Annotated in this window: 14 protein-coding genes and 2 tRNA genes; 1 reads left to right on the top strand and 15 read right to left on the bottom strand. The window is 58.9% G+C overall.

Features of this window, described 5'->3' with window-relative positions:
• Window positions 1–80: 80 nt before the first annotated feature.
• Window positions 81–353 carry a sulfurtransferase TusA family protein gene (locus ACXAG1_RS07530; protein WP_475119400.1) on the bottom strand — a complete coding sequence of 91 codons (273 nt, stop codon included), beginning with the start codon at window positions 351–353 and terminating at the stop codon, window positions 81–83.
• A gap of 164 nt (window positions 354–517) precedes the next feature.
• Here ACXAG1_RS07530 and ACXAG1_RS07525 point away from each other — a divergent pair, with 164 nt between their 5' ends.
• On the top strand, window positions 518–2,035 hold the full coding sequence (locus tag ACXAG1_RS07525) for a M48 family metalloprotease (protein ID WP_475119399.1): 1,518 nt from the start codon (window positions 518–520) through the stop codon (window positions 2,033–2,035).
• A 213-nt stretch (window positions 2,036–2,248) separates the two neighbouring features.
• Here the strand turns inward: ACXAG1_RS07525 and nadA are convergent, their stop codons facing one another.
• The 14 genes from nadA to ruvA all read right to left on the bottom strand — a co-directional run bounded on the left by nadA (window position 2,249) and on the right by ruvA (window position 12,484).
• Entirely contained in the window at window positions 2,249–3,328 is a 1,080-nt protein-coding gene (gene nadA, locus ACXAG1_RS07520; RefSeq protein ID WP_475093796.1) for a quinolinate synthase NadA, read from the bottom strand.
• Window positions 3,329–3,547: 219 nt separating this feature from the next.
• Window positions 3,548–3,623: transfer RNA gene (locus ACXAG1_RS07515), tRNA-Lys, on the bottom strand.
• A 122-nt stretch (window positions 3,624–3,745) separates the two neighbouring features.
• Window positions 3,746–3,821, bottom strand: a tRNA-Lys gene (locus ACXAG1_RS07510).
• 151 nt (window positions 3,822–3,972) lie between these two features.
• Window positions 3,973–4,647, bottom strand: coding sequence for a 7-cyano-7-deazaguanine synthase QueC (queC, locus tag ACXAG1_RS07505; protein ID WP_475119398.1), 675 nt, complete (start codon window positions 4,645–4,647; stop codon window positions 3,973–3,975).
• A gap of 49 nt (window positions 4,648–4,696) precedes the next feature.
• On the bottom strand, window positions 4,697–5,395 hold the full coding sequence (gene queE, locus ACXAG1_RS07500) for a 7-carboxy-7-deazaguanine synthase QueE (protein WP_475093798.1): 699 nt from the start codon (window positions 5,393–5,395) through the stop codon (window positions 4,697–4,699).
• A gap of 182 nt (window positions 5,396–5,577) precedes the next feature.
• Window positions 5,578–6,396, bottom strand: coding sequence for a tol-pal system protein YbgF (gene ybgF, locus ACXAG1_RS07495; RefSeq protein WP_475093799.1), 819 nt, complete (start codon window positions 6,394–6,396; stop codon window positions 5,578–5,580).
• A 24-nt stretch (window positions 6,397–6,420) separates the two neighbouring features.
• Entirely contained in the window at window positions 6,421–6,897 is a 477-nt protein-coding gene (locus ACXAG1_RS07490) for an OmpA family protein (protein WP_475093800.1), read from the bottom strand.
• Between the two features lie 134 nt (window positions 6,898–7,031).
• Window positions 7,032–8,327, bottom strand: a complete 1,296-nt coding sequence (gene tolB / locus ACXAG1_RS07485) for a Tol-Pal system beta propeller repeat protein TolB (RefSeq protein ID WP_475093964.1) — start codon at window positions 8,325–8,327, stop codon at window positions 7,032–7,034.
• Window positions 8,327–9,073, bottom strand: coding sequence for a cell envelope integrity protein TolA (tolA, locus tag ACXAG1_RS07480; RefSeq protein WP_475119397.1), 747 nt, complete (start codon window positions 9,071–9,073; stop codon window positions 8,327–8,329). The genes tolB and tolA overlap by 1 nt, the downstream gene beginning before the upstream one ends.
• Before the next feature lie 19 nt (window positions 9,074–9,092).
• Window positions 9,093–9,524, bottom strand: a complete 432-nt coding sequence (gene tolR / locus ACXAG1_RS07475) for a protein TolR (protein ID WP_475093802.1) — start codon at window positions 9,522–9,524, stop codon at window positions 9,093–9,095.
• A gap of 35 nt (window positions 9,525–9,559) precedes the next feature.
• Window positions 9,560–10,252: a protein TolQ gene (gene tolQ / locus ACXAG1_RS07470; protein WP_475093803.1), complete on the bottom strand. Its 693-nt coding sequence runs from the start codon at window positions 10,250–10,252 to the stop codon at window positions 9,560–9,562.
• Window positions 10,249–10,662 carry a tol-pal system-associated acyl-CoA thioesterase gene (gene ybgC / locus ACXAG1_RS07465; RefSeq protein WP_475119396.1) on the bottom strand — a complete coding sequence of 138 codons (414 nt, stop codon included), beginning with the start codon at window positions 10,660–10,662 and terminating at the stop codon, window positions 10,249–10,251. The genes tolQ and ybgC overlap by 4 nt, the downstream gene beginning before the upstream one ends.
• Window positions 10,663–10,827: 165 nt before the next feature.
• Window positions 10,828–11,847 (bottom strand): Holliday junction branch migration DNA helicase RuvB, encoded by a 1,020-nt coding sequence (gene ruvB, locus ACXAG1_RS07460; RefSeq protein WP_475093805.1) that lies wholly within the window; start codon window positions 11,845–11,847, stop codon window positions 10,828–10,830.
• Between the two features lie 25 nt (window positions 11,848–11,872).
• Window positions 11,873–12,484 (bottom strand): Holliday junction branch migration protein RuvA, encoded by a 612-nt coding sequence (ruvA, locus tag ACXAG1_RS07455; protein WP_475119395.1) that lies wholly within the window; start codon window positions 12,482–12,484, stop codon window positions 11,873–11,875.
• Window positions 12,485–12,606 lie beyond the last annotated feature (122 nt).

The raw sequence follows: 12,606 nt of genomic DNA, 5'->3' as shown, positions 1-12,606 counted from the left end.
TCCGATGGAAGTGTGTTTGATGATTTGATCGGTCAGCGAGAGTGGCTGTGTCCCGCTTTCGTGACCAATGATTCAGCGTATTAGATCTGCCGCAACCAGAATTGAAAGGACTCGCCGTCCGTTTCGACACGCGCCAAAGGTACACCACTCAAGTCACAAAAGCTGCGAATATCCCGCCGGGATGCGGGATCCGTGGTGATCAGGTGCAGCAGCTCTCCCGGCGCCAGTTGCTTCAATGCGCGGCGCATGGCGAGCAGCGGTTGCGGGCAGGGAAGCCCGGAGGCATCTACCCTTAAGGCATCCTCCCAACGGACATCCTGGCGAAGTGCGGCCTGTTGTGTAGTCGTGGTCATAAAAATGCGGTAAAGAACCGTTAATGCCGCGAATTATAACGGCCACGTCTGGTCAATGGGTCATGAGGCAGAACCTTTTGCCCCAGAATTGATCAAAACCTCGACAGTCTCACAGGGTTACGTATAGTGTTAGCCGCAGGAAACCCGGCAGGCGCAGTTAGATTATGACCGAGAACCTCACAGCATTCAGATACCGAATCCGACTCGGCTGCGCGCGACTGCGCCGGCGCGCCGCCGGTTTCGCCGCCAGCGTGGCTACCGGCCTGGTATTGACCGCCGCGCCAATCGCAGCCACGGCCCAGGACGACCATCATATCCAGCTGCCTATGCTCGGGGACACCAGCAGTGGTCTGGTATCCCGCGCGCGCGAGAAGGAGCTGGGCAGCATGTGGCTGCGCATGTTTCGCAGCCAGGTGCGCACCTCCAGTGACGCCCTGCTCCAGCAATATGTGGAGAATTCGCTCAAATCCCTGGCGGAGTACAGCCCCCTAGAGGATAAGTCTCTGGACGTGGTGGTGGTCAACAACGAGACCATGAACGCCTTCGCCGTACCCGGCGGTGTGGTCGGTGTACACACCGGCCTGTTTCTGTTTGCCGAGAACGAAGACCAGTTCGCCTCGGTGCTCGCCCACGAACTGGCGCACTTGAGCCAGCGCCACTACGCACGCTCCCTGGAGGCCCAGCGCAATAGCACCCTGCCGACACTGGCGGGTATGCTCGGCGCCCTGGTGCTTGCGGCCACCGCCGGCGGCGATGCGGGCCTCGCCGCCATGACTGCCACCCAGGCCGCCGCCCTCGACAATCAATTGCGCTTTTCCCGCCAGAACGAGCAGGAAGCCGACCGCGTGGGCATCGAAACCCTGGCCAAGGCCGGCATGGACCCACAGGCCGCCGGCGAGATGTTCGAGCAGATGCTCAAGGCCACCCGCTACTACCGCCGCCCGCCGGAGTTCCTGCTGACCCACCCGGTCACCGAGAAACGGATTGCCGATGCCAAGCTGCGCGCCAACCGCATGGAAAAAGTGCCCCTGCGGGACAGCCGAGAATACCACCTGATGCGCGCCCGCATCCGGGTCGCCGCCGAGGCCACCCCCCAGCAGGCGGTGAAACGCTTTCAGGCGGAGCTGCGCGGCATCAACGACAATGAAGATGCCGCCCGCTACGGCCTGGCCCTGGCCCAGACTTCCGCCGGCAAACCGGACTCTGCCATCGACACCCTGCAACCGCTGCTGGACAAAGAGCCTGACAAGGACGCCTTTATCCTGGCGCGCGCGGATATGGACCTGGCCCGTCACGATTACACCAGTGCCACCAAACGCTTGCAGCAGGCTGTGGATAACAGCCCGAAAAACCACGCGCTGATCATGGGCCTGGCCAACGCGCACTTCAAAGCGGGCAACTACCTGGCGGCGGAGCGCATTCTGAAGAAACACAGCCGTGTGCGCCGCAAGGATCCGGCGGTTTGGTATTTACTGGCGGAAACTCACGGCTTGGCCGGGGATATTGTTGGCGTGCACGAGGCCCGCGCGGAGTATTACATTCTGAACGGCGTGTTCGACAAGGCGCTACAACACCTGCGCCACGGTGTACGTCTGGCGAAAAACGATTACCAGACCCATGCGATTCTGGAACAGCGCATGAAAGATGTGATCAAGATGCAGGAGAAGGCTAAGGAGCTGTAAAGAAAGGCTTTATTCCACTTCTGAGTACGGTGGTTTGAAACCAACCCGGTGGCGGTAAAGCACCGGGTATCTGTTTTCAGAACCGGGCTAGGCGCCCCCCTTCAATACATCCCTGTACGCTGCGTCGGCGACGTCCCTGTCGCCGACGCTTCTGAAAACAGATACCCGGCACTTTACCTTCAGTCCAAAGTCGGGAACTCCGAACCCACCCGATTAGTCGAGGGGCTTGCGGAAATCCAGCATCCGCTGCAGCGGCATCATCGCCCGCTTGCCGAGTTCCGGATCCACAAAAATTTCGTTGTCACCGCGTTCCAGTACCCCGCACAGATTCTCCAGGGAGTTCATCGCCATCCACGGGCAATTTGCGCAGCTGCGGCAGGTGGCACCGGAGCCGGCAGTAGGCGCAATAATCAGTTCTTTGTCCGGGCACTGCTGCTGCATTTTGTAGAAAATGCCCTGGTCGGTGGCGACGATAAACTGCTTGTTGGGACGGGTTTTCGCGGCGTTGATGATCTGGGAAGTGGAACCCACCACATCCGCTAACTCCACTACCGCCGCCGGCGATTCCGGGTGTACCAGCACCAGCGCTTCCGGGTACATGGCCTTCAAATCAGCCACGCCCTTGGCTTTGAATTCCTCATGCACGATACAGGCGGCATCCCATAGCAACACGTCGGCGCCGGTCTGCTTCTGAACATAGCTACCGAGGTGCTTGTCTGGCGCCCACAGGATTTTTTCGCCCTGGCTGTCCAGGTGATCCACAACATCCAGCGCAATGCTGGACGTCACCACCCAGTCTGCGCGGGCTTTTACCGCAGCAGAAGTGTTCGCGTAAACCACCACGGTACGATCCGGGTGCTGATCGCAGAACGCGGAAAACTCATCAATCGGGCAGCCTAGATCCAGAGAGCAGGTTGCCTCCAGAGTCGGCATCAATACGCGCTTGTGTGGGGTCAGGATTTTGGCCGTCTCCCCCATAAACTTCACACCGGCAACGATCAGGGTTTCGGCCTGATGCTGGGCGCCAAAGCGCGCCATCTCCAGGGAGTCGGATACGCAGCCACCGGTTTCTTCCGCCAGTGCCTGAATCAGCGGATCGGTGTAGTAGTGTGCAACCAGTACCGCATTCTGCTCTTTCAGCAGGCGCTTGATACGCTCGCGCCACAAGTCCAGTTCCTCTGCGCTGTATTCATGCATCCCCGGATGTGTCAGGTGGTCCTGCACGAAATCGCGGGCATCGATGGCGTTCGGTGCGGGGGCGCTGGAAGCAATTTTTTCGCTACTGTCTGTCATAGTTTTTTGCGTGAAGTTTCTGCGTACTGACGGAAAGGGCCGGCATTATACCGGTACATGAGCAATTCGCCGATCTTCGGCTCGCAATCCCTGCACAGTGCCTGTATTCAGAGGCATTTTAAGGTGGCCTATTGCGGGAGACGATGCGGGAAACGACGCAGGAGGAGGCAGCAATATCGCGTGTGCGAGGCAAATTAAATGGGGGGAGACTTAAGGAAATGGTGGGTCGTGCTGGATTCGAACCAGCGACCAATTGGTTAAAAGCCAACTGCTCTACCAACTGAGCTAACGACCCTTAAGACTGCCGAATCTCATACGGAGAAAGGCAAAACTACTTGTATAACCCGCACTTGCTACGAGTTCTTTAATAAGCACCGGTTCGATCAGAGAATCGGAATGCCGGTACAGGAGGGAAGATGGTGGGTCGTGCTGGATTCGAACCAGCGACCAATTGGTTAAAAGCCAACTGCTCTACCAACTGAGCTAACGACCCTTGACCCCTCTACCTGAGGAGCTGCGTATCTTACGGATCTAATCCGAAAACACAAGTCCCGGTTACAAAAAAATTTCTAACAAATATAAGGGCTTAGACCCCCGACTGGCGCGCTCTGCGGCACCCGGTCCTTCCGCGAAAACCCACCTGTTCAGGCATAAACTGTTGGATCGTGCAGGCCTGCTTCCGCAAAACCGGCGGCGCGCAGGCGACAACTGTCGCATCGACCACAGGCTGCACCGTTGGGCAGTGCCTGGTAGCAACTTACCGTCAGGCTGTAGTCCACACCCAACTCACTGCCGCGCTTGATGATATCCGCCTTGCTCATCTTCATCAGCGGTGCATGGATAGTCAGCTTGTTACCCTCGACCCCGGCGCGGGTTGCCAGATTGGCCATTTTCTCGAAGGCATCAATGTAGTCCGGGCGACAATCCGGGTAACCAGAATAGTCAACCGCATTCACACCCACAAAAATATCCTGCGCGCCCAGCACTTCGGCCCAGCCCAGCGCAATGGACAGGAACACGGTGTTGCGGGCAGGCACGTAGGTGACGGGAATACCGGATGTCTCCTCCTCCGGCACATCGATGCTGTCGTCGGTCAGCGCGGAGCCGCCGATGACCCGAAGGTCTAGCTTGACCACTTTGTGCTCGCGGGCATCCAAATCGGCCGCGACGCGCTGGGCGGCCATCAGTTCGGCACTGTGACGCTGACCGTAGTCAAACCCGAGGGCAAAACACTCGTATCCCTCTGCCCGGGCCATGGCCAGGACGGTGGCGGAGTCCAGACCGCCGGAGAGTAGTACGACTGCTTTTTTGCTGCTCATAGTTCTGCCAATTGGGTTTGGTTTAGTAGAGAAGAAGTTGAAACTGGAATCAAACGCCCGGGATATCGCCCCACAACAGCTTGTGCAGCTGCATCTGCATGCGTACCGGCAGCCCGTCCTCGAGAATCCACTCCGCCAGCTGGCGCGGGGCCAGCTGTTCGTAACTGGGGGAGAACAGCACCTCGCCCACGCGTTCGGCAAGCTGGTACTGGTCCAGGGTAAAGCGCGCCCAGTCGTAATCGCCACGATCACAGATCACAAACTTGATCTGGTCCTTGCGGGTCAGCAGCGGGATATTCTCCATGCGGTTGCGCCCCTGCTCACCCGAGGCCGGAGTCTTCAGGTCGACCACACGGGATACCCGCTCATCCACTAGATCGACCGGCATTGCGCCGCTTGTTTCCAGAGAAACCTGGTAGCCGGCATCGCACAGAGCCTTTATCAGCGGGATACAGTTGGGTTGCGCAAGTGGCTCGCCACCGGTAACACACACGTGGCGCGCCGGATAAGACTGCACTTTCTGCAAGATCTCGGCCAGCGTCATGCGCTCGCCGCCGTAGAAGGCATACTCGGAATCACAGTAGGTACAGCGCAACGGGCAGCCGGTCAGACGCACGAACACCGTGGGCAGGCCACAGTCGCGGGCCTCTCCCTGCAGCGAGTAAAAAAGCTCGCTGATACGCAGAGACTCTGCGGTCAGGTCCACAGCTTTTCCAGCTCGGTTTGATTCAGTCTTCAACTCGGCCATATACCGCTCAGATCGTAGAAATTGTCCGGACAGGCGATTTGCGCGCGCCGGCACATACAAAAACGCCCGGAGGGTTAGTACCCTCCGGGCGCGGGATCATAGAGTTTTTTTGATCACAAAACCAGCACCGCTGGTTTAACCTCCCCTGCCGGCGAGGTTGTCAGGCCACAGAGAAAGCGGCCTTAGAAATTTTCTTTGAGGTACTGCTTGGCCAGGTTGGAGGCGCGCTGATCGCTCGCTGCTACCTGCTCCAGCAGCTCTTTAGCTTTCGCGTTGTCGCCCAGCTGATGGTACACGGTACCCAGCTTGTAGCGGCCATCCCACACTTTGCTTGAGTTGGGGTAACCGTCCAGAAGCGCCACAAACCAGGTGCGGGCCTCTTCAATGTTCCCCTGCACCAGGGCGATTTCCCCCAGCCAGTAGTTGGCATTGGGAGCGTATTGCCCGTTAGGATAATCCTCCAGCAGGCTCTTGAACGCTTTACTGGCCCCTGCGTAATCGCCGTTGCGGGCCAGGCCGAAACTCGCCTGGTAGCGGTCGCGCTCACTTTCGCTCGCCTCTGGGGCTGAACCACCGCCAGCAATCGGGGCAGGCTCGCTGCCTGCGGCACTGTTACCGGATTCATTCCCGGATGGAGCACCATCCGCCGGCGCTGCGCCATCAAGCTTGGATATACGGCGGTCGAGGTTCATGTAGTCTTCGGTGCGCTGCTGGCGCAACCGCTTGACCTCGTGCCTGAGCTCCTCCACCGCGCCACGCAATTCCTGAACTTCCTGCTGCAGAACCTGCATCTGGTAGTAGGCATCCGCCTGGGGATTCGCCTGCAGATTACCTGCCGAGGTATTGGTACGTGCCGCCAGCTGTGGATAACTGGGGGGAGGAGGGGTTGCAGTGCCCTGGTTAACGGAGCTGCCACTGGACAGATCCACCACCGGAGCCTGCGCGAATACGGACGAAGCCGCAGCCAAACCGGCTGCGGCTATCGCGATACTTCTAATCAAAAAAGACAATTGCATGCTTCTAGATTAGTTGATTACCACGCGACGGTTCATTGCGCGTGCGCTCTCGCTGGAACCGTCAGAAGCCGGGCGCTCTTCGCCGTAGCTGATCACTTCCAGGTTGGCAGCGTTTACGCCCTGAAGTACCAGGAAGTCGCGAACCGCGTTGGCGCGACGCTCACCCAGTGCCAGGTTGTATTCACGGGTACCCAGCTCGTCAGCGTGGCCTTCCAGACGAACGGTGCCAGCGGCGCCGCGCATACGGTCAGCGTGCTTGATCAGCAGCTCACGAGTAGAAGGCTTCAGCAGGCTCTGGTCGAAGTCGAAGTAAACGACGTTGTCCAGCGGAACTGCGGTTTCGGTCGCAGTGGTGTCTTCAACCACCGGAGGCGGGGTCTGAACTACTTGCTGGTTTGCGCTGTCATCGGTGTCGGTGCTGGAACAACCGGCCATTACTGCCAGTACGCACGCCAGACCCAAGCCGGTTTTAACTGATTTGAACATAAACAACTCCGCTTTAGTGTTATCGAGAAATCCTGTAAGGGGTAAAACCCGGGATTAAATCAGGGTTTCGCTTCTTCTTATTTGTTTGATCTCACACTTGCCGCAAAAAAATAAGAAATGCGCCAGGTACTGCATCAATCAAAGTAAGGCGACCACGCCGGCTCGCGGACATTCCCCTGCTGAGAGGGCAGGCTGTATTTCACTCCGGCATCCAGCGACACCGCAGCTAGAATACCCTTGCTCCCCCGCTTGGTGGCGTACATCAGCATCGCGCCATTGGGCGCAATACTCGGGGATTCGTCCAGGCGCGTCTCCGTAAGGACACGCATTTGACCGGATACGATGTCCATCGTAGCGATAGTAAATACCCCCCTGCTACGATGCACCATAACCAGCGTTTTGCCATCGGGAGATACCCGCGGACGCGCGTTGTAGTCGCCGTCGAAGGTTAAGCGGTCTACTTGACCCGTGGCAAGAGTCAATTGATAAATTTGTGGCTTACCTCCCCTGTCGGAAGTGAAAACCAGCGATTTTCCGTCCGGCATCCAGTTCGGTTCGGTATCAATGGAGAAGTGGCGGGTCATACGGGTGAAGCGGCCCGATGCCAGATCAAGCACATAGATCTCGGGGTTACCGTCTTTCGACAGCACCATGGCCAGCTTGGAACCATCTGGGGACCAGGTCGGAGAACTGTTCAGCCCCTTGAAGTTGGTCAGCTGCTGACGAGCACCGGTGCGAATGTTCTCACGGAAGATCGCCGGACGGCCTGTCTCGAAAGACACATAAGCCACTTCCTGGCCGGTAGGCGACCAGCTCGGTGACATCACCGGCGCACTGAAACGACGAATCTGACGCGCGCGGGCACCGTCGATATCCGACAGCATCAGCGCATAGCTGGGCTGACCACCGCGCTGGGTTTCCTGCACGTACACCATCTGGGTGCCGAAAGCTCCGCGAATTCCGGTGATCGCTTCAAAGATCTCATCGGCGGCGCGATGGGCGATGTCCCGCAGCTGTTCGGCGCCACCAGTAACCTGCTTGGTAAACATTTTGCGCTGACCAAAGATGTTCACCAGATCAAAGCTCAGCAGGTAACCGTTGGCCTGAGGCTGCATACGGCCGGTGACCACATATTCGGTGCCCAGCATCCGCCAATCGCGGAAGCTGACCTCCTCCGGGGTCTTCGGGAAAGACAGCATATCCTCCCTGGGAACCGGGGCGATCAGGCCGCTGCGACGCAGGTCGGCGGAGATGATGGAAGACACATCTTCCGGCAGTACTCCGCTGCCGGCCCAATCAAATGGCACGACCGCCACCGGGGTGGGGTTGTCATTGCCATCATCAATTTCCACCACCAGCTGGGCGTGGGCGGAAACCGCCAGCACGCAGCCAAGCAAAGTGGCAAAGAGAAGAGAGACTGTTTTTTTCATCATTGGCGCAGGCCTTCGACTCTGAATATCAGTTTGGTGGTTCTAATCTGGCGCTCGAACAGTGACGGCTCCTCTCGCGCCACCTTTTCCACTTCAGGGAAAACTTCTACCTTCTTGACCGCGGTCAGCACGGATCTATCCACTGCCGCATTGCCACTACCTTTAGTAATGGTAGAGGCCACGACACGGCCGGTGGGCACGAAGTTGATCTGCACCTCGACAACCATGCCATTGCGGGCGCTGGGTGGGCGGCTCCACACCTGCACAATACGCTGGCGGATCGCCTGGGCAACCGACATAACTGCGGCGGAATCGTCACTGGCATCCTGAAGCGCTTCTTCGTCCTCAAGCGCGTCTTCAAACGCGCTCTTGCGCTCCTGCTTCAACTGCTCTTTGCGCTCGGCCTCTTTACGCTCTTTTTCCTTGCGTGCCTCTTCGGCTTTGCGCTTTTTCTCGGCCTCTTCTTTTTTCTTGCGCTCGGCAGCAGCCTTGCGTTTCTTTTCGGCCTCCGCCTTGCGCTGACGCTCGAGCTCCTGCTGGCGACGCTTCTCGCGCAGGTCGACCTTGGGCGGCGCCTTGGGCTTATCGGACTTGGACTCCAGCTGCACCAGCTTGGCCTGCACAAACTTTGGCATCGGCTTCAGCTCGCGCTTGTGTTCCGCCTCCCAGCCAAAGGTCAACACCGCGACCAACAACGCGTGCAGTGCAACACTGATAACAATGGCCGGACCATAGGAGCGGTTCATACTTGCTTATGGCTCCAGATCATTCCGACGGTGGCTCGGTGACCAGCCCCACACTGGGGGCGCCGGCCTGCTGAAGGTGCGTCATGGCGCCCACGATCAGGCCGTACTTGGCGTCGGTATCACCCCACACCAGTACTGGCGTCTTGGGCTTCTGGCGCAAGACTTTCGCCACGGTATCCTTGATCTCTTTCAGCGGCTTGGCCACTTTTTCTTCGTCACCAAGATTCAGATAGTAGGTGCCATCGGCCTTCACCGACACGATCAGCGGCTCATCATCGGTATCGTCTATGGGCGCCGATGGCGCGTCCGGAAGATCCACTTTTACGCCCTGCATCAGCAGGGGTGCGGTCACCATAAATACGATCAGCAGCACCAGCATCACATCGATGTACGGCACCACGTTGATCTCGGAGACCAGCTTGCGCTTCGGGGCTTTGCGAAAATTGCTCATGATTCAGCTCTTTGCACAGCGTTGCGGTCAGCGCCTTAGCCGGCGGCATGCACTTTGCGGTGCAGGATGGAGGAGAACTCTTCGGCAAAGGTCTCGTAGCTGGACAGCAGCCATTCCGCCTTGGCGGAGTAACGGTTGTACGCCATTACCGCGGGAATCGCGGCAAACAGACCCATGGCGGTTGCCACCAGGGCCTCGGAAATACCGGGCGCAACAGTGGCGATGGTGGCCTGATGCATGGTGGCGAGGCCGCGGAAGGAATTCATGATCCCCCACACGGTGCCGAACAGGCCGATATAAGGGCTGACGGAGCCGACTGTGGCGAGGAACGGCAGATTCATTTCCACCTTTTCCTGCTCACGGGACATGGCCACGCGCATGGCACGCTCGGTGCCCTCCATGACTGCCGCCGGGCTGCTCTTGCCCTGCTGGCGCAGGCGGGTGAATTCGGTAAAGCCCGCGCGGAACAGGGATTCCACGCCGTCGATCCTGCCCCTTTCGGCCGCGGCGTTTCCATCGCGGAACAGCTGATTCAGGTCGGAACCGGACCAGAACTTGCGCTCGAAGTTGATCATGGACTTGCGTGCGCGGGACAGGTAGGTGCCGCGCTGGATAATCATGACCCAGGATATGACCGAGGCCAGTAGCAGCATCAGCATAACCAGTTGCACCAGCAGACTGGCGCTGGAAATCAGGCCCCACAGGGAAAGTTGTTCACCGGCATTCATGAATGTTGACTCGCTGCCTTCAATGCTTGATGGATGGATTCGGGGAGCGCGCAGGGTTTGCGGCTTGCGTCGTCCACGCAGGCCACTTTGACCACGCCCTCACAAATAATTTCATTACCGCGCCAGATTTTCTGCTCAAAGGTGACGCCGGCACGACCAACTTTACCGACCTCGGCGCTGGCTCTGAGTTCGTCGTCGAGTATTGCAGACCGGCGGTACTGAACCTCCGCTGAATGCACCACGAGCAACAAACCCTGCTGCGGCATCGCGGGTTTATCATAGCCGAGCGCACGGACCAATTCTGTGCGCGCGCGCTCCATATACTTTAAATAATTGACGTAATAAACAATTCCGCCAGCGTCCGTATCCTCGATATAGACGCGAATGGGAATATTGAAGGGTTCTGACACGCACCGTCCTTAACTCGCCGACCGCGAACTGACTTTTTCTTGTTGATAGCGGTTTGGGTCACGTCGGGAGGATTTCAACCGCAGTTGAAGCCCTCTACCAGCGCTAACAGGACATGCTACAGCAACTAGACCGCTTCGTCAGGTGTGGTCAATGACAATTGCGCGTCAGCTTCGGTCCGGCTTGGGAATGCCGAAATGCTCGTAGGCCAGCGCAGTCACCACCCGTCCGCGGGGGGTGCGGGTCAGGTAGCCCTGCTGGATCAGGTAGGGCTCCAGCACGTCCTCGATGGTATCGCGTTCCTCGCTGACTGCCGCCGCCAGGCTGTCGACCCCCACCGGACCGCCGTCAAACTTCTCGATCATGGTGAGCAGCATGCGGCGGTCGAGCTGATCGAAGCCACGGACATCCACATTCAGCATATTCAGCGCCAGGTCCGCGGTTTCCGCACACACATGACCGTCGCTTTTCACTTCGGCGTAATCCCGCACCCGGCGCAGCAGGCGGTTGGCGATACGCGGGGTACCGCGGGCGCGGCGCGCCACTTCGTGGGCACCGCCCTCATCCATCGCCACGCCCATCAATCCGGCGGAGCGGGCGACAATACTGGTGAGATCTTCCACCGAATAAAATTCGAGGCGCTGCACAATACCGAAGCGATCCCGCAGCGGCGAGGTCAGCAACCCGGCACGCGTGGTAGCGCCCACCAGGGTAAATGGCGGCAGATCCAGCTTGATGGAACGCGCGGCCGGCCCTTCCCCGATCATGATGTCCAGCTGATAGTCTTCCATCGCGGGGTACAGCACCTCTTCCACGTGGGGGCTGAGGCGGTGAATCTCGTCGATAAACAGCACATCCCCGGGCTCGAGGTTGGTCATGATGGCGGCGAGATCGCCGGCCTTCTCCAGCACCGGGCCGGAAGTGGTCTTGATTGCCACACCCATTTCCGCAGCGATGATGTTCGCGAGGGTGGTTTTGCCAAGGCCCGGGGGGCCGAATACCAGGGTGTGGTCGAGCGCTTCTTTGCGCAGCTTGGCAGCCTGGATAAAGATTTCCATCTGCTCGCGCACCACCGGCTGACCCACGTAGTCGGACAGGGTTTTGGGGCGCACGGCGCGGTCGTACTGCTCTTCCTGGCCAGTTGGACCCTGGGGTTCGGGGGCGATCAGGCGGTCGGCTTCAATCACGGGGAATTCTCAAATGGATACGGTATCAGGCCGGAGCCATGCTTTTCAGTGCCAGGCGGATAAGAGTGGCGCTGTCGGCTTCGGGCTGCTCTTTGGCGGCGCGGGCAACCATTTTGGTGGCGTCGGTGGGCTTGTAGCCCAGGGCAGCGAGGGCGCTTTCGGCCTCGCCACTTTGATCGACTTTGGGTTCGGCGTTGGTGGACATCAGCGGGATATCGCCGAGGTCGCCGGTCTGCGGGGTGAGTTTGCCGCGCAGTTCGATAATCAGACGCTCGGCGGTTTTCTTGCCCACGCCGGGTACCTTCACCAATGCGCTCACATTGTCATCCGCCACACAACGGGCCAGTGCGGCGCCGTCGAGGCCGGACAGGATGGCCAGGGCCATTTTGGGGCCGACGCCGTTGACCTTGATCAGGGTACGGAACAGCTGACGATCGGTTTCGCGGATAAAACCAAACAGCTGTTGGGAGGTTTCCGATACCGCCAGATGGGTATGCAACTGCACACTACCGCCCAGCTGGGGCAGTTCAAAGATGGTGGTCATGGGGGCCAGCACTTCGTAGCCCACACCCTGCACGTCTACCAGTAATTGCGGGGGCTGCACGGCGGCCAGTTTGCCGGTGAGTCTTCCGATCATGTTGTTCTCTTTTTCCTCCGAACCTTTAAGTCCGGTGGTCCGTATTTTTCTAGTTCAGTGGCGCCGCTACTGCCGGTAAAGGTTTGCCAGACACGCCGTAAACCCATCCATGGGGGCTCTTC

This window comes from Microbulbifer sp. ABE4_465, assembly GCF_056160765.1.
This window is presented reverse-complemented; position numbering and strand designations above follow the sequence as displayed.